Origin of the sequence: Pseudomonas sediminis, assembly GCF_002741105.1 — a bacterium.
GTDB lineage: Bacteria > Pseudomonadota > Gammaproteobacteria > Pseudomonadales > Pseudomonadaceae > Aquipseudomonas > Aquipseudomonas sediminis.
Map to the genome: position 1 here is coordinate 799814 of NZ_NIQU01000001.1, position 17417 is coordinate 817230.

A 17417-nucleotide genomic window follows, 5' to 3' on the forward strand; every position below is an offset into this window, starting at 1 on the left:
GCATGTTTGCTACCGTACTGATCGCCAACCGTGGCGAGATCGCCGTCCGCGCCATCCGCACGCTCAAGCGCCTGGGCGTGAAAAGCGTGGCCGTCTACTCCGACGCCGACCGCAATGCCCAGCACGTACGCGACGCCGATATCGCCATTGCCCTGGGCGGCGACAAGCCGGCCGACAGCTACCTGCGTATCGACAAGATTCTTGCGGCCGCGCAAGAAACCGGCGCCCAGGCGATCTACCCCGGTTACGGTTTTCTCTCGGAAAGCGCCGAGTTCGCCGATGCCTGCGAGGCAGCCGGCATCGCCTTCGTCGGCCCGACCGGCGAGCAGATCCGGGAGTTCGGCCTCAAGCACCGTGCTCGTGAACTGGCCGCCCAGGCCCAGGTGCCGATGGCGCCGGGCACCGGCCTGCTGCAAAGCCTGGACGAAGCGCTGAGCGCCGCCGACAGCATCGGCTACCCGGTGATGCTCAAGACCACCGCTGGCGGTGGCGGCATCGGCCTGACCCGCTGCAGCGACGCCGCCGCCCTGGCAAGCGCCTATGAAAGCGTCAAGCGCATGGGCGAGCAGTTCTTCAGCGATGCAGGCGTATTCCTCGAGCGTTTCGTCGATCAAGCGCGCCATGTCGAGGTGCAGATTTTCGGCGACGGCCAGGGCCGCGTTGCCGCCCTCGGCGAGCGCGACTGTTCGCTGCAGCGGCGCAACCAGAAGGTAGTCGAGGAAACCCCAGCGCCGAACCTGCCGCAGGCCACCCGCGAACGCTTGCACGCCGCAGCCGTGCAGTTGGGCGAGTCGGTTAAATACCGCAGCGCCGGCACCGTGGAATTCATCTACGACGCCGCCCGCGACGACTTCTACTTCCTCGAAGTGAACACCCGCCTGCAGGTCGAGCACCCGGTCACCGAGATGGTCACCGGTCTCGATCTGATCGAGTGCATGCTGCGCGTGGCCGCAGGCGATGCGCTGGATTGGCCCGCGCTCGACCGCGCCCCGCAAGGCGCCGCCATCGAAGTGCGGATCTATGCCGAAGATCCGCTGAAGAACTTCCAGCCCAGCCCGGGCGTGCTCACCGACGTGCACTTCCCGGACGACGTGCGCGTCGACGGCTGGGTCAGCACCGGCAGCGAGGTCTCGGCGTTCTACGACCCGATGATCGCCAAGCTGATCGTGCATGCGGGCACTCGCGCTGAGGCCATCTCCAAGCTGCAGAAAGCCCTGGGCGAAACCCGCCTGCACGGCATCGCCAGCAACCTCGATTACCTGCGCCAGGTGGTGGCCGACGAGCGTTTCGCCAAAGGCGAAGTGTGGACGCGCCTGCTCGACAGCTTCACCTTCAAGGCCAGCGTCATCGAAGTGCTGGAGCCCGGCACCTACTCCAGCGTGCAGGACTATCCTGGTCGCCTCGGTTACTGGGATATCGGCGTGCCGCCGTCCGGGCCGATGGATGATTTCGCCTTCCGCCTGGCCAACCGTATCGTCGGTAACGCGGCCGAGGCCGCCGGCCTGGAATTTACCCTGCAAGGCCCGACGCTGCGCTTTCACAGCGACGCGCTGATCGCCCTGACCGGCGCCGATTGCCCGGCCACCCTGGACGATGCGCCGGTGGCCTACTGGCAACCAATCGAGGTCAAGGCTGGCCAGGTGCTCAAGCTGAGCCGCGCCGTCAGCGGCTGCCGCACTTATCTGGCCGTGCGCAATGGCCTGGACGTGCCGCTGTACCTGGGCAGCCGCTCCACCTTCGCCCTCGGCCAGTTCGGCGGGCATGCCGGGCGCACCCTGCGTACCGCCGACATGCTGGCCATCTCCCAGCCCGAGTTGCCGGCCTGCACCACGCCTGCGCCGGTCGCCCCGCCACAGGCGGCGCACCCGAGCCTGATCCCCAGCTACGGCACCACCTGGAACATCGGCGTGCTGTATGGCCCGCACGGCGCACCGGACTTCTTCACCGCTGACGCCATCGAGGAATTCTTCGCTGCAGAGTGGGAGGTGCACTACAACTCCAACCGCCTCGGCGTGCGCCTGAGCGGCCCGAAACCGAGCTGGGCGCGGGCCGACGGCGGCGAAGCCGGCCTGCATCCGTCCAACGTGCATGACTGCGAATACGCCATCGGTGCGATCAACTTCACCGGCGACTTCCCGGTGATCCTGACCAAGGACGGCCCCAGCCTCGGCGGCTTCGTCTGCCCGGTGACTATCGCCAAAGCCGAGCTGTGGAAGGTCGGTCAGGTCAAGCCTGGCGACAAGCTGCGCTTTCACCCCATCGGTTTCCAGCAGGCGCAGAGCCTGGAGCAGGCGCAACTGGGCAGCATCGAGGCACTGGCGGCGATCAGCGCAGTGACCCTGCCGGCGCCGTCGCTGCAACCGGACGCCACCGTTTCCGCCACCGTGCTGGCCGAGCTGTCCGCTGCAGGCAGCCGCCCGCGTGCGGTGTATCGCCAGGCCGGCGACGCCTACATCCTGCTGGAATATGGCGACAACGTGCTGGATCTGGCCCTGCGACTGCGCGTGCATCTGCTGATGGAGGCACTCAAGGCCGAGCCGCTGCGCGGCCTGGAAGAGCTCGCCCCCGGCGTGCGTTCGCTGCAACTGCGCTACGACAGCCGCGTGCTGCACCAGCGCACCCTGCTCGACCACCTGCTGCGCCTGGAGCGCCAGCTCGGTGATGTCGCCGAGCTCAAGGTGCCGACCCGGATCGTCCATCTGCCCATGGCCTTCGAGGACAGCGCAACGCTGGCCGCCGTCGAACGCTACCGCGAAACCGTACGCAGCGAGGCGCCCTGGCTGCCGAATAACGTCGACTTCATCCAGCGCGCCAATGGCCTGGAAAGCCGCGAGGAAGTTCGCGACATCCTGTTCGACGCCAGCTATCTGATCCTCGGCCTCGGCGACGTCTACCTCGACGCGCCCTGCGCCGTGCCGCTGGACCCGCGCCATCGCCTGCTCAGCTCCAAGTACAACCCGGCGCGTACCTTCACCGCCGAGGGCACCGTGGGCATCGGCGGCATGTACATGTGCATCTACGGCATGGACTCGCCCGGCGGTTATCAACTGGTCGGTCGCACCCTGCCGATCTGGAACAAGTACGTGAAGAACGCCCAGTTCGAAAATGGCCAGCCCTGGCTGCTGCGCTTCTTCGATCAGGTGCGCTTCTATCCGGTTAGCGAGGCCGAGCTGGATGAATTCCGCGAAGCCTTCCGCGAGGGCCGCGCGCAGATTCGCATCGAGCAAAGCGAGTTCGACTTTGCCGCCTACAACCGTTTCATCGCCGACAACGCCGCTGATATCGAAGCCTTCCAGAGCCGGCAGAAAGCCGCCTTCGACACCGAAGTCGAGCTGTGGAAGGACGACGATCCGAGCGCCGCACAGGCACTGAGCGCCAAGGCTGACGACGACGCCGATCTGGACGGCCACCTGGTCGCCGCCGAGATGAGCGGCAGCGTGTGGAAGGTGCTGGTCGAGCCCGGCCAGCATGTTGAGGCCGGCACCCCGCTGTTGGTGGTCGAGGCGATGAAGATGGAGCTGGCGGTGACTGCGCCGGTGGCTGGCACGGTCAAGTCGCTGCGTTGCGCCCCCGGCAAGGCGGTGACGCCGGGCGATGCTCTGCTTCTGCTGACCCCGAGCGAGGCGGCTTGAGATGCAACTGGTCAGCCCGGCCAAGCGCGGAAAGGAGCGCCCGGAGAATCTCGCCGAGCGCATCTACCTGCAGCTCAAGGACGACATCTTCGAGTTCCGCCTGCTGCCCGGTGATCGCTTCAGCGAGGGCGAGATCGCCGAGCGCATGGCCGCCAGCCGCACGCCGGTGCGCCAGGCGCTGTATCGCCTGGAGCGCGAGGGCTATCTGGAGGTGTATTTCCGCAGTGGCTGGCAGGTCAAGCCGTTCGACTTCGCCCACTTCGAGGAGCTGTACGAGGTACGCATCGTCCTCGAACTGGAGGCGGTCAAGCGCCTGTGCGAGCGCCCCAATGAGGAGCTGCCGGATGCACTGGAACAGCTGCGCCGCACCTGGATGGTGCAACCGGAGGAGCGCCTGCAGGACGGTCGCGAAGTCTCGCGTCTGGATGAACGTTTTCACTGCCAACTGGTGGAAGCCGCCGGCAATCGCGAGATGGCCCGCCTGCATGCCGAAGTCAGCGAAAAGATCCGAATTATCAGGCGCCTGGACTTCACCCAGGGGCCGCGCGTGAAGCTCACCTATGAGGAACACGCACGCATCCTCGGCGCGATCCTGTCGCGTCGCTGCGAAGAGGCACAGCTATTGCTCAAGATCCATATAGAGGTCAGCAAAGCGGAAGTGCGCAAGATCACCCTGCACATGCTGCACAGCGCCCGGCAACGGGCACTGCCGGCGCAAGGGTGACGTAATGACCTTTGAATCACTGCCACCAATAAAAACGCTGTCCACTTAATCACGATTGTGAATGGAGATCGCACCATGCAACGTCGCAGCCTGATCAAGGCCTTTACCCTTTCCGCTTCCATCGCCGCCATGGGCCTGAGCTGGTCCATCCAGGCCGCCGAGACCATCAAGGTCGGCGTCCTGCACTCGCTGTCCGGCACCATGGCCATTTCCGAAACTTCGCTGAAAGACATGGCGCTGATGACCATCGACGAGATCAACGCCAAAGGCGGTGTACTCGGCAAGCAACTCGAAGCAGTGGTGGTCGACCCGGCTTCGAACTGGCCTCTGTTCGCCGAGCGTGGCCGTCAGTTGCTGACCCAGGACAAGGTCGCGGTGACCTTCGGCTGCTGGACCTCGGTATCGCGCAAATCCGTGCTGCCGGTCTATGAAGAGCTCAACGGCCTGCTGTTCTATCCAGTGCAGTACGAAGGCGAAGAGATGTCGCCGAACGTGTTCTACACCGGTGCAGCGCCAAACCAGCAGGCGATCCCGGCGGTGGAGTACCTGCTCAGCGAAGACGGCGGCGCCGCCAAGCGTTTCTTCCTGCTAGGCACCGACTACGTCTACCCGCGCACCACCAACAAGATCCTGCGCGCCTTCCTCAACAGCAAGGGCATCGCCGACAAGGACATCGAAGAGGTCTACACCCCCTTCGGTCATAGCGACTATCAAACCATCGTCGCCAACATCAAGAAATTCTCCGCTGGCGGCAAGACTGCTGTGGTCTCCACTGTGAACGGCGACTCCAACGTACCGTTCTACAAGGAACTGGCCAACCAAGGCCTGGAAGCCACCGAAGTGCCGGTAGTGGCCTTCTCCGTGGGTGAAGAAGAACTGCGCGGCATCGACACCAAGCCGCTGGTCGGCCACCTGGCGGCCTGGAACTACTTCCAGTCCGTGGAGAACCCGGTCAACGAGAAGTTCGTCGCCGACTGGAAAGCCTACGCCAAGGCCAAGAAGCTGCCGAACGCCGACACCGTGGTAACCAACGACCCGATGGAAGCCACCTACGTGGGCATCCACATGTGGGCGCAGGCGGTCGAGAAAGCCGGCACCACCGACGTCGACAAGGTCCGTGAAGCCATGGCTGGCCAGGAATTCGCGGCGCCGAGCGGCTTCACCCTGAAGATGGACGAGAAGAACCACCACCTGCACAAGCCGGTAATGATCGGCGAGATTCAGGATGACGGTCAGTTCTCCGTGGTCTGGGAAACCGACGGCCCGATCCGCGCCCAGCCGTGGAGCCCGTACATCGAAGGCAACGACAAGAAAGCCGATACCCCGGTTAAGTCGAACTAAGGCAAAAGCCCCTCTCCCGCATGCGGTAACCACAGCTCGTCAATGAGTTGCAGTGCCGCTTGTCTCCCCTCTCCCGCTTGCGGGAGAGGGGCGGGGGATAGGGCAGCCGTGGCCCGGATGTAATCCGGGAAGACCGCTACGCCAAGGACACCCTTATGCCCACTGCCCTTACCCGAATTCTCCTGAGCCTGCTGCTGTTGCTGCCACTGGCAGCACAGGCTGGCGAGGCCGACGACTTCGTCGCTGCCAACGCCAGCAAACAGGCCAAACTGCTGCAGGACTGGGCCGCCACGCCCAGCACCGAACGCATGCCACTGCTGCAAGCTCTGCAGCAGGGCCGCGTCGGCAGCGATGCCGACAAACGTGCCTTCATCGAACAGGACGGCACCTGGCAAGCCGCTGATGGCACTGCCGAAGCCAACGGCACGCCACGCAAACTGCGCCTGAACAACCGCCTGCGCGGCTTGGTCACCTTCGCCGTGGCCAGCCATCAGTTGCTCGATCACGACGCCGCCGTACGCCTCGCTGCCGCCAAGCAACTGCAACGCAACACGCCGCCAGCGTTGCTGCCCTTGCTGGAAAGCCGCCTGAGCATGGAAGCCGACGAGAACGTGCGTGACGCCATTACCCTGGCCCTGGCCAATCTGCAGCTGGAGGCCAGCGACCCAGCCGTGCGCCTGGCTGCCGTGGAGCGCCTGGGCAAGACCGGCGACCCGCTGTCCCGCACGCGCCTGCAAAGCCTGCTCGATGGCGAAGAAAGCGATGCTACCGTGCGCGCCGCTGCCGAGCAGAGCCTGGCCCAGGTGAAGAACAAACTGCTGATCGGCGAACTGCTCGGCCAGGCCTTCAGCGGCCTGTCGCTTGGCTCGATCCTGCTGCTCGCAGCGCTGGGCCTGGCCATCACCTTCGGCTTGCTCGGGGTGATCAACATGGCCCACGGCGAAATGCTGATGCTGGGCGCCTACACCACCTACGTGGTGCAGCTGAGCTTCCAACGCCTGGCGCCCGAATACCTCACGCTCTACCCACTGGCTGCGTTGCCGATCGCCTTTCTGGTCACCGCCTGCATCGGCATGGCGCTGGAGCGCACGGTGATCCGCCATCTCTACGGTCGCCCGCTGGAAACCCTGCTGGCCACCTGGGGAATCAGCCTGATCCTGATCCAGCTGGTACGCGTCACCTTCGGTGCGCAGAACGTCGAAGTGGCCAACCCGGCCTGGCTGTCTGGCGGCATGCAGGTGCTGCCGAACCTGGTGCTGCCGTACAACCGCATCGTCATCATCGGCTTCGCCTTGTTCGTCGTGGTCCTGACCTGGCTGCTGTTGAACAAGACGCGCCTGGGCCTGAACGTGCGCGCGGTAACCCAGAACCGCAACATGGCCGCCTGCTGCGGCGTGCCCACCGGGCGCGTGGACATGATGGCCTTCGGTCTCGGCTCGGGCATCGCCGGCCTCGGCGGCGTGGCCCTGAGCCAGATCGGCAACGTCGGCCCGGACCTCGGTCAGAGCTACATCATCGACTCCTTCCTGGTGGTGGTACTCGGCGGCGTCGGGCAACTGGCCGGTAGCGTGCTGGCCGCCTTCGGCCTGGGCGTGGTGAACAAATTCCTCGAGCCGCAGATCGGTGCCGTACTCGGCAAGATCCTCATCCTCGCGCTGATCATTCTGTTCATCCAGAAACGCCCGCAAGGCCTCTTCGCTCTCAAAGGACGGGTGATCGACTGATGACCATGCCACTCAATCAAACGTTGCTGGCCCGCGCCAGCGCCAAGCTCGGCCCGCAGGTTTCGCTGGCCATCGGCCTGCTGGTGCTGGCCGTGCTGCTGGCCATGCCGCTGCTGCACCTGTTGCCGGCCGACCATGCCCTGCACGTCTCGGCCTATTCGCTGACCCTGGTGGGCAAGATCCTCTGCTACGCCATCGTCGCCCTGGCGCTGGATCTGGTCTGGGGCTACGCCGGCATGCTGTCGCTGGGCCACGGCCTATTCTTCGCCCTCGGCGGCTACGCCATGGGCATGTACCTGATGCGCCAGTCGGCGGGTGACGGCCTGCCAGCGTTCATGAGCTTCCTCGCCTGGAGCGAATTGCCCTGGTACTGGTACGGCACCTCCAGCTTCCTCTGGGCGATGTGCCTGGTGGTGCTGGCGCCCGGCCTGCTGGCCCTGGTGTTCGGCTTCTTCGCCTTCCGCTCGCGGATCAAGGGCGTGTACTTCTCGATCATGACCCAGGCGCTGACCTTCGCCGGCATGCTCCTGTTCTTCCGCAACGAAACCGGCTTCGGCGGCAACAACGGCTTTACCGGCTTCACCCGCATCCTCGGCTTCGACATCACCGCGCAGAGCACTCGCGCGGCGCTGTTCTTCGCCACCGTGGTGTTGCTGGTGGGCAGCCTGTACCTGGGCTTTCGCCTGGCACGCAGCAAGTTTGGCCGCGTGCTCACGGCCCTGCGTGACGCCGAGAACCGCCTGATGTTCTGCGGTTACGACCCACGCGGTTACAAGCTGTTCATCTGGGTGCTGAGCGCAGTGCTGTGCGGCCTGGCCGGCGCGCTGTACGTGCCGCAGGTGGGCATCATCAACCCCAGCGAAATGGCACCGACGCAGTCCATCGAAGCCGCCGTGTGGGTCGCCCTGGGCGGTCGCGGCACGCTGATCGGCCCGCTGCTTGGTGCCGGGCTGGTGAATGGCATGAAGAGCTGGTTCACCGTGGCCTTCCCGGAATACTGGCTGTTCGCCCTGGGCGCGCTATTCATCGTCGTCACCCTGTTCCTGCCACGCGGCGTGGTTGGCCTGCTGCGCAAGGAGAAGGATCAATGAAAGCCACTCCGGTACCTGAAACCATGCTCGAAGCCGCTTTCGACCCCACCGGCCTGGCGCTGGACACCGGCAAGAACGTCGGCAAGGGCGTCAACGTCCGCCATGGCACCATCCTCACGCTGGAAGATATCAACGTCAGCTTCGACGGCTTCAAGGCGCTGACCAACCTGACCCTTTACATCGGCGTCGGTGAGCTGCGCTGCATCATCGGCCCCAACGGCGCCGGCAAGACCACCATGATGGACGTGATCACCGGCAAGACCCGCCCGGACAACGGCGTGGCCTACTTCGGCGAGCAGTACGACCTGACCGCCATGAGCGAAGTGCAGATCGCCCAGGCCGGGATTGGCCGCAAGTTCCAGAAGCCGACGGTGTTCGAAGCGCTGACGGTGTTCGAAAACCTGGAGCTGGCGCAGAAGACCAACAAGTCGGTATGGGCCAGCCTGCGCGCCAGACTCAACGGCGAGCAGAAGGATCGTATCGAGGAAGTGCTGACCACCATTCGCCTGGAAGCCTCGCGCAACCGCCCGGCTGGCCTGCTCTCCCACGGCCAGAAGCAGTTCCTCGAGATCGGCATGCTGCTGATGCAGGAGCCGCACCTGTTGCTGCTCGACGAGCCAGTGGCAGGCATGACCGACGCTGAGACCGAGTTCACCGCCGAGCTGTTCAAATCGCTGGCACGCAAGCACTCACTGATGGTGGTCGAACACGACATGGGCTTCGTCGGCTCCATCGCCGACCACGTCACCGTGCTGCACCAGGGCGGCGTGCTGGCCGAAGGCTCGCTGGAGCAGGTACAGAACAACGAGCGGGTGATCGAGGTTTATCTCGGTCGCTGACAGTCGGTGCGCACGGCGCACCCTACCCGGCGCGGCTTATCCCGTAGGGTGCGCCGCGCGCACCGCATGTTTAAGGACATCGATATGCTACAAGTCCAACAACTCCACCAGTATTACGGCGGCAGCCACATCCTCCGTGGCCTGTCGTTCGACGTGAAAGTCGGCGAAGTCACCTGCTTGCTCGGCCGCAACGGTGTGGGCAAGACCACTCTACTCAAATGCCTGATGGGCCTGATTCCGGCCAAGGACGGTAGCGTGCAATGGGAAGGTAAACCCATCACCGCTTTCAAACCTCACCAGCGCGTACACGCTGGTATCGCCTACGTGCCCCAGGGTCGCGAGATCTTCGGCCGCCTGACGGTGGAAGAGAACCTGCTGATGGGCCTGTCACGTTTTCCCGGCAGCCAGGCCAAGGCCGTGCCGGAATTCATCTACGAGCTGTTCCCGGTGCTGCGCGAGATGAAGCATCGCCGTGGCGGCGACCTGTCCGGTGGCCAGCAGCAACAGCTGGCCATCGGTCGCGCCCTGGCCAGCCAGCCGCGCCTGTTGATCCTCGACGAGCCCACCGAAGGTATCCAACCCTCGGTGATCAAGGAGATTGGCGTGGTGATCAAGAAGCTCGCCGCTCGCGGCGACATGGCCATCCTGCTGGTGGAGCAGTTCTACGACTTCGCTGCCGAGCTGGCCGACCAGTACCTGGTGATGAGCCGTGGCGAGATCGTCCAGCAAGGCCGTGGCGAGAACATGGAAACCGAAGGGGTACGCGGGTTGGTAGCGATCTGATGCGGAACGTAGGGCGGGTGTAACCCGCCAGAAATATCCTGGGGCGTCAATTGGTGGGCTGAAGCCCACCCTACGCTGCCCTACTCCGCGAAATCCGAACCCTCGCGCAGCAACTGGCGTTTCACGCTCTCAAGATGCAGGTACGCACTTTCGGCGTTGCCCTGCAGCATCTGCCGGCACGCCGCACTGGCAATCGCCGGTGCCACCGCTTTCAGCGGCCGACCGCTGGCCATGGCCTTGAGCTGCACTTCGGCGGCGCGCTCCAGGTAGTAGAGGTCGTCCCAAGCTTCGGCAATGCTCGGCCCCAGCACCAGGGGGCCATGGTTCTTCAGCATCACCACATCGGCATCACCTGCCGCACGGGCGATGCGCTCGCCCTCGGCGTAGTTCAGGGCAAGGCCCTGATAATCCTCATCCACCGCCAGACGCTCATAGAACTTCAACGCCGTCTGCCCGGTCCAGACGAAGGGCTCGCCCTCCAGCATGCACAGTGCCGTGGCGTTGGGCATATGGGTGTGGAACGCTGCCGTGGCGCGTGGGTTGAGACGGTGCAACTGGGCGTGGATAAAGAACGCCGTGGCCTCCGGGCGGCCCTCGCCCAGCACCACGCGCCCGTCAAAATCGCAGATCAGCAGCGACGAGGCCGTGACCTCGGCAAAGGCCAGACCATAAGGGTTGACCAGAAACAGCTCCGGCCGCCCCGGCACCACCACGGAAAAATGATTGCAGATGCCCTCGCCCATGCCGAGCCTCGCCGCCATGCGAAAGCAGGCGGCCAGGTCGATACGCGCCTGGACGATCTCGGCGCTGTTCAGGCCCTCTGTGGACGCCAGCGGAGCGGTGTTGATTTCGAATGCGTGGGCCATGGTTTCACTCCTGAAAACGGATGCCTCCAGCCTAGCCTGTACACACCAAGCGCCTAGGGACAGTTGCCCGATGTCGGCGAGCCAGACGCGCTGACCCGGCCATTTCCGGCATCTGGCCCTACGGCACACGGCCGCTTTGTTCCTATGGTGCAGCCATCCGCAACGACCAGCCCGAGGTCATCATGAGCACACCGATCAGCAACCAGTACGTCCACGATCTGGATCGCCAGCACGTCTTCCATTCCTGGTCGACCCAGGGCGCCCTCAACCCGCTGGTGATCGCCGGCGGCGAGGGCTGCACGCTGTGGGACTACGACGGCAAACGCTACCTCGACTTCAGCAGCCAGCTGGTCAACACCAACATCGGCCACCAGCATCCAAAGGTGATCGCCGCCATCCAGGAACAGGCCGGCAGCCTGGTGACCATCGCCCCGGCCACCGCCAACCTGATGCGTGGCGAAGCGGCCAAGCGCATCCTCGCCCGCGCGCCGGCCGGTTTCTCCAAGGTGTTCTTCACCAACGCCGGCGCCGATGCCAACGAGAACGCCATGCGCATGGCGCGCCTGTACACCGGTCGCGACAAGATCCTCTCCGCCTACCGCTCCTACCATGGCAGCACTGGCGCGGCCATCGTCGCCACCGGTGACCCGCGCCGTGTGCCCAACGAATACGCCCGTGGCCATGTGCACTTCTTCAACCCCTACCTGTACCGCACCGAGTTCAATGCGGCGAACGAAGAAGAAGAATGCGCGCGTGCCCTGCAGCACCTACGCCGGGTCATCGAATGCGAGGGGCCGGGCGCCATCGCCGCCATCCTGCTGGAGAGCATTCCCGGCACCGCCGGCATCCTCGTACCGCCAAAGGGCTATATGCAGGGCGTGCGCAAGTTGGCCGACGAGTTCGGCATTCTGCTGATCTGCGATGAAGTGATGGCCGGTTTCGGCCGCACCGGCAGTTGGTTGGCGCTCGAGCACTTCGACGTGGTGCCGGACCTGATCGTCTTCGCCAAGGGCGTCAACTCCGGCTACGTACCGGCCGGTGGCGTGATGATTTCCAAGCCGATCTGCGAGCACTTCGACAACCACTTCTTCCCCGGCGGCCTGACCTACTCCGGGCACCCGCTGGCCATGGCCGCCATCGTCGCCACCCTGGATGCGATGAGCGAAGAAGGTATGGTGGAGAACGCCCGTGATATCGGCGCACAAGTACTCGGCCCGGGCCTGCAGAAGCTGGCCGGGCGCTACCCGATAATCGGCGAGGCGCGTGGCGTCGGCCTGTTCTGGGCGCTGGAATTCGTCAGCGACGTACAGAAGAAAACGCCGATGCCGGCGCCAGTGATGCAGGAAATGAAGGCGGCGCTGACCGCGCGCGGGCTGCTCAGCTTCGTGGTAGAGAACCGCATCCATGTGGTGCCACCGTGCATCGTCAGCGCCGCGCAGGTAAACGAGGCGCTGGCGATCTTCGATGAAGTGTTCGCCCTGTTCGCGCCGCGCTTTGCCTGATAACCGTCGCGGCTAAAGCCCCTCCCACAGAGTCACGGAGCACTTGTGCGAGGGGCTCTAGCCGCGAACGTCTTTCACAACCCCGCCAATACCTCCCCCAGCTTCTGCACGCCCGGCCGAATACGCTCGGCATCGATGGCGTGAAAACCCAGTCGCATGAAATTCTTCGGCGCCTCGCCATCACCGAGGAAGAACTGCGCCCCGGACTCGATCAGCACGCTCTGCTGCGCCGCCGCCCAGGCCAGGCGCTGAGTATCGACTCCTCGTGGCGCGGCCAGCCAGCAGGCGCTGGCACCTGGGCTGCCCATCGGCTGGCAGTCGCTCAGGTCACTGCGCAGCGCCTGGTAGAGCAGCTCGCGGCGGCGGCAATGTTCCTCGCGAAAGCGCCGCAGGTGCGCGTCGTAATGCCCCTGGGCGAGGAAGTCGGCGAGCATGCGCTGGTTGTTCAACGGCGGATGGCGGTACATCAGCCGGCGCAGGGCGCGCAGTTCGTCGATCAGCTCGGCGTCGGCCACCATGTAACCGATCCGCAGCCCAGGTGAGAAGGCCTTGGACAGGCTGCTCAGGTAGATCACCCGGCCGCTGCTGTCGCTGGCTTTGAGTGCCGGCAGCGGGTGGTTGTCGAGGTTGAATTCGGCGTCGTAGTCGTCCTCGATCAGCACCTGGTCGTGCTCGCGAATCTGCCGCAGCAGTTGTTCGCGCCGCGCCGCGCTCATCGCCACGCCGGTGGGTACCTGATGCCCCGGCGTTACGTAGAGGTACTGGCAGTCATCCAGACGCCGGTCCACCACCAGGCCCTGATCGTCGACATCCTGCAGGTGCACCTTGGCGCCGTGAATGTCGAAGATGCTCGCCGCATCGCGAAAGCCAGGGTTCTCCACGCCAACGCGCACACCGCGCGCCATCAGCAGGCTGGCCAGCAGATAGAGCGCGTTCTGCGAACCGAGGGTCACCAGAATTTCGTCGGCACGCGCCCAGATACCGCGCTTGGGCAGCACGCGGGTGCGCAGCTGCTCGATCAGTTGCTCATCGTCTCGGTCGAAACGGTCGCCCAGCCACAGCTGGTCGCGCTCACCACTGAGGTTTTTGCGCGACACCTCGCGCCAGCGCTCCAGTGGGAACAGCTCGCTGATCGGCTGGCCGTAGATGAAGGGGTAGGTGAAGCGGCTCCAGTTACTTGGGCGCAGCACGCCGTGCTTCAAACTGGGCTGCATGCGAAAGCGCGCGGCCCAATCCGGGGCAGTGGCGGCGCTGCTGTCATCGGACGGTTCCGGTTTTCGCAGCGGCGTCATGCGCAATACGGCATCGGTCTGCCCGCAGTAATCGGGGTGCAGGTAATAGCCGCTGCGCGGGCGGCTGACCAGGTAGCCGTTGTCGAGCAGGCTCTCATACACCAGCGCCACGGTGTTGCGCGAGACCGACAGTTGCTGGGACAGCTTGCGGCACGACGGCAGTGGCTCGTCGGCCGGGAAACCGCCGCCAAGAATGGCCGACACCAGCGACTCGCGAAGCTGCTCCTGAAGGCCGCGCTGACGGTCGAAATCAAGATGGTAAAAGTGATCGATCATGGCGCCCTCCAACAGCCAAACAACCCTGTGATGTAGCAAGTAGCGCGCCACTGTCGCTGGCCAGAACAAAGGCCGGAACTGCCCCTATCGCCGGCTCGTCAGGCGTCTCTAAGGTGAAAACCAAACCGCCGCCGAGCGGCCTGGACAACCCTTGTCGACACCTCTGGAGCACGCCCATGAAGCCATCGAAAACCGATTCCAAACCCTTCGGCCTGCTGCGCAAGCTGGCCCTGGCCAGTTGCCTGGTCGGCGCCTCGCTGAGCGCCCACGCCGACCTCGACGACATCAAGTCCAAGGGCGTGATGACTGTTGCCACCGAGGATGACTACGCGCCGTTCAACTTCATCGTCGACGGCAAACCGGAAGGGTTCCACAAGGAGCTGCTCGAAGACCTGAAGACCTATGCCAAGGCCCAGGGCTTCGATGTGAAGCAGGAAATCCTGCCCTGGACCGGCCTGCTCGCCTCGGTTTCGTCCGGCCAGTACGACATGGCCTTCACCGGCGCCCTGGTCACCGACGACCGCCTGCGCGTGTTCAACTTCGCCCCGCCCTTCGCCTCGGCGCAGCACTTCTACGTCAAGCGCGCAGGCGATGACAGCCTCAGCGATATCGCCAGCCTGTGCGGTAAGACCGTCGGCCTGCAGGCCGGCAGCGCTCTGCTCGCGCGCCTGCCGGAGCTGAAGAAGATGATGGAGGCCGAGGGTTGCAAGATCGGCAAGGTCACCGAATACCCGTCCTACCCGGAGGCCTACGCCGACCTGGCCAACGGCCGCCTGGACTACGTGATCAACGCGCTGATTTCGGTCAACGACCTGGTCAAGACCCGTGGCGACACCTTCGCCAAGGGCATTGCCGTGTCCGGTGATGGTTTCGCCGCCTGGCCAGTACCCAAGAACAGCCCCGAGCTGCTGGAGTTCCTCACCGGCTTCATGACCGAAGTTCGCGACAGCGGCCGCCTGGCCGAGCTGCAGACCAAGTGGTTCGGCGAAGCCTTCCCAGCCATGCCCAAGGAGCCGATCACCAAGGTCGAGCAGTTCCACGAACTGGCCGGCATGTGACAGCGGGCTGCGGCCAGGTCTCTGACATGGCCGCGTAGGGTGCGCTGCGCACCAGCGTAAATGGTGCCAGCACCTCGGTGCGCACGGCACACCCTACATGCTCATCGCCAACGCACTGCCGTCTATCAGGGCCTGCTCTGGCCCTGACCTTGCTTGCAACACCCCATCCCCTTCCCTGGAGCCCGACATGAACGGACAAGCCTGGTTATTGCTGCTCGAAGGCGCCTGGACGACTCTGTGGATCTCCTCGATCGCCATTGCCCTGGGCGTCGTCATCGGCCTGGGTATCGCCCTGCTGCGCATGGCGCGCATTCCCTTCGTGGAACAGGCGCTGGTGCTCTACGTGAGCCTTGCGCGCGCCACACCGCTGGTCACCCTGGTGCTGTTCATCTTTCTCTCGGCGCCGACCTTCGGCCTGGCCATGGATCGCAACACGGCAGCGATCCTTGCCCTCACCCTGAATACCGCGGCCTTCAACGCCGAAGTGTGGCGCACAGCCTTCATCAGTTTTTCCCGCGAGCAGAAGGAAGCGGCGCTGGCCTGCGGCATGACCAACGGCGTGTTCTTCCGCCGCATCATGCTGCCGCAGATGATCACCAGCAGCCTGCCCGGCCTGGTCAACGAGATGTCCTTCCTGATCAAGAGCAGCCCGGCCATCGCGGTAATCGGCATCGTCGATCTGACCCGCGTGACCAACCGCATCAGCGCCGTGACCTACGAGCCGCTGCCACCGATTCTCGCCGCTGCCCTGCTGTACATGCTGATCATCGGCGTGCTGCTCAAGGTGCAGGCCATCGCCGAGAAAAAAGCCAACCGACTGGCCATGTGAGGACGCGACCATGACCGAATGGAGCATCATCTGGGAGGCGCGCGACGCCTTCCTCAACGGCGCACTCAACACGCTGATCCTGTTCGTCCTGTCGGTGCTGGCGGCCTTCGTCATCGGCTGCTTCAGCGTCTACCTGCTGGAGGGCCGCAACTGGCTGTCGACCCTGCTGCGCGGGGCGATCAACCTGATGCGCATGCTGCCCTTCCTGGTGCTGGCCTACCTGCTCTACTACGGGCTGCCGGCACTTGGCATCAAGCCCAGCGCCTGGGGCGCGGGCCTGGTGGCGCTGGCCATCTATCACGCGGCCTACTTCGCCGAGATTCTGCGCGGTGCGCGCCTGGTGCTGCCGCTCGGCCAGGTGGAGGCGGCCAAGGCCCATGGTTTTCGCCCTGGTCGGCTGTACTGGCGAATCATCCTGCCGCAACTGGTGATCCGCACCCGCCCGCTGCTCGGCAACCAGTTGATCTACGCGCTGAAGGACACCGCCTTTCTCACCATCATCACCGTGCAGGAACTGACCGCCGCAGCCAACTCGGTGCAGGCCACCTACTTCATCCCCACCGAGGCGTTCGTGGTGGTCATCGCCCTGTACTGGGTCATCAGCATCTGCCTGGAACTGGCGCTCAAGTGGGCGAGCCGGTTCGGCGCCAAACGAGGTTTCGAACATGCCTGAGGCACCTGCGGTACAGATCGACAATCTTTCCAAGAGCTTCGACGGCGTCGAGGTACTGCGCGACATCTCGCTGACCGTCAACAAGGGCGAGGTGGTCAGCGTGCTGGGCTCGTCCGGCTCGGGCAAATCCACCCTGCTGCGCTGCATCAACTGGCTCGAGGAGCCGGATCGCGGCAGTATTCACATCGCTGGCCAGCGCATCGGCGTGGACGCCCAGGGCAAGCGCATGAACAATCGCGACCTGGCGGCGATTCGCGCCAAGACCGGCATGGTGTTCCAGAGCTTCAACCTGTGGCCGCACCTGAACGTGCTGCAGAACGTCATGGAAGCACCGATGCAGGTGAAGAAGATGCGCAAGGACGAGGCCCGCGCCATCGCCCAAACGCTGCTGGAAAAAGTCGGCATGGAACAGAAGGCCGAGGCCTTTCCCTACACCCTTTCCGGTGGACAGAAGCAGCGCGTGGCGATTGCCCGCGCCCTGGCTATGAGCCCGGAGGTGATCCTGTTCGACGAGCCGACCTCGGCACTCGACCCGGAGCGGGTCGGCGAAGTGCTGACGGTGATGAAGAACCTCTCCAGCGAGGGCTACACCATGATCGTGGTCACCCACGAAATGGAATTCGCCCGTGCGGTGTCGGATCAGGTGGTGTTCCTGGAAAAGGGCCTGCTGATCGAGAAATCCGCGCCGGAGAAGTTCTTCACCAACCCGGAAACCGAACGCGTGCGCAAGTTCCTCGAACTGTCCACATGAATCCGCGGCTAGCTGTGGAGCAAAGCCTTTAGCCGG

At 64.6% G+C, this 17417-nt stretch carries 14 protein-coding genes; 12 read left to right on the forward strand and 2 right to left on the reverse strand.

The features are described 5' to 3' along the window. Window positions 1-2: 2 nt before the first annotated feature. From uca to urtE, 7 genes are all read left to right on the forward strand, one after another. Entirely contained in the window at window positions 3-3632 is a 3630-nt protein-coding gene (uca, locus tag CDO35_RS03780) for an urea carboxylase (RefSeq protein WP_099522640.1), read from the forward strand. 1 nt (window position 3633) lies between these two features. Beyond that, window positions 3634-4356, forward strand: a complete 723-nt coding sequence (locus CDO35_RS03785; RefSeq protein WP_099522641.1) for a GntR family transcriptional regulator — start codon at window positions 3634-3636, stop codon at window positions 4354-4356. Window positions 4357-4431: 75 nt separating this feature from the next. Continuing rightward, the gene (gene urtA, locus CDO35_RS03790) at window positions 4432-5697 is read left to right on the forward strand and encodes an urea ABC transporter substrate-binding protein (protein WP_037005742.1); all 1266 of its coding nucleotides are present in this window, start codon (window positions 4432-4434) and stop codon (window positions 5695-5697) included. Window positions 5698-5852: 155 nt separating this feature from the next. After that, a complete protein-coding gene (gene urtB, locus CDO35_RS03795) occupies window positions 5853-7421 on the forward strand; it encodes an urea ABC transporter permease subunit UrtB (RefSeq protein ID WP_099522642.1) in 1569 nt (522 codons plus the stop codon). Continuing rightward, on the forward strand, window positions 7421-8512 hold the full coding sequence (gene urtC / locus CDO35_RS03800) for an urea ABC transporter permease subunit UrtC (RefSeq protein WP_099522643.1): 1092 nt from the start codon (window positions 7421-7423) through the stop codon (window positions 8510-8512). The genes urtB and urtC overlap by 1 nt, the downstream gene beginning before the upstream one ends. Next, window positions 8509-9351 (forward strand): urea ABC transporter ATP-binding protein UrtD, encoded by an 843-nt coding sequence (gene urtD, locus CDO35_RS03805; protein ID WP_099522644.1) that lies wholly within the window; start codon window positions 8509-8511, stop codon window positions 9349-9351. Before urtC ends, urtD begins: the two co-directional genes overlap by 4 nt. 84 nt (window positions 9352-9435) lie before the next feature. Next, window positions 9436-10134, forward strand: coding sequence for an urea ABC transporter ATP-binding subunit UrtE (gene urtE / locus CDO35_RS03810; protein ID WP_099522645.1), 699 nt, complete (start codon window positions 9436-9438; stop codon window positions 10132-10134). Between the two features lie 80 nt (window positions 10135-10214). Here the strand turns inward: urtE and CDO35_RS03815 are convergent, their stop codons facing one another. Next, window positions 10215-11000, reverse strand: a complete 786-nt coding sequence (locus CDO35_RS03815; RefSeq protein ID WP_099522646.1) for an aldolase — start codon at window positions 10998-11000, stop codon at window positions 10215-10217. 182 nt (window positions 11001-11182) lie between these two features. On the opposite strand from CDO35_RS03815, the gene CDO35_RS03820 reads away from it, so the two are divergent. After that, the gene (locus CDO35_RS03820) at window positions 11183-12502 is read left to right on the forward strand and encodes an aspartate aminotransferase family protein (protein ID WP_099522647.1); all 1320 of its coding nucleotides are present in this window, start codon (window positions 11183-11185) and stop codon (window positions 12500-12502) included. 74 nt (window positions 12503-12576) lie between these two features. On the opposite strand, the gene pdxR is transcribed toward CDO35_RS03820, so the two are convergent. After that, the gene (gene pdxR, locus CDO35_RS03825) at window positions 12577-14070 is read right to left on the reverse strand and encodes a MocR-like pyridoxine biosynthesis transcription factor PdxR (RefSeq protein ID WP_099522648.1); all 1494 of its coding nucleotides are present in this window, start codon (window positions 14068-14070) and stop codon (window positions 12577-12579) included. Between the two features lie 176 nt (window positions 14071-14246). On the opposite strand from pdxR, the gene CDO35_RS03830 reads away from it, so the two are divergent. The 4 genes from CDO35_RS03830 to CDO35_RS03845 all read left to right on the forward strand — a co-directional run bounded on the left by CDO35_RS03830 (window position 14247) and on the right by CDO35_RS03845 (window position 17381). Beyond that, window positions 14247-15128 (forward strand): transporter substrate-binding domain-containing protein, encoded by an 882-nt coding sequence (locus CDO35_RS03830; protein WP_208019931.1) that lies wholly within the window; start codon window positions 14247-14249, stop codon window positions 15126-15128. Between the two features lie 187 nt (window positions 15129-15315). Then, complete coding sequence (locus CDO35_RS03835) at window positions 15316-15957, forward strand: amino acid ABC transporter permease (protein ID WP_017678737.1); 642 nt, start codon at window positions 15316-15318, stop codon at window positions 15955-15957. 10 nt (window positions 15958-15967) lie between these two features. Further along, window positions 15968-16630: an amino acid ABC transporter permease gene (locus CDO35_RS03840; RefSeq protein ID WP_099522649.1), complete on the forward strand. Its 663-nt coding sequence runs from the start codon at window positions 15968-15970 to the stop codon at window positions 16628-16630. After that, the gene (locus tag CDO35_RS03845; RefSeq protein WP_099522650.1) at window positions 16623-17381 is read left to right on the forward strand and encodes an amino acid ABC transporter ATP-binding protein; all 759 of its coding nucleotides are present in this window, start codon (window positions 16623-16625) and stop codon (window positions 17379-17381) included. Before CDO35_RS03840 ends, CDO35_RS03845 begins: the two co-directional genes overlap by 8 nt. Window positions 17382-17417 lie beyond the last annotated feature (36 nt).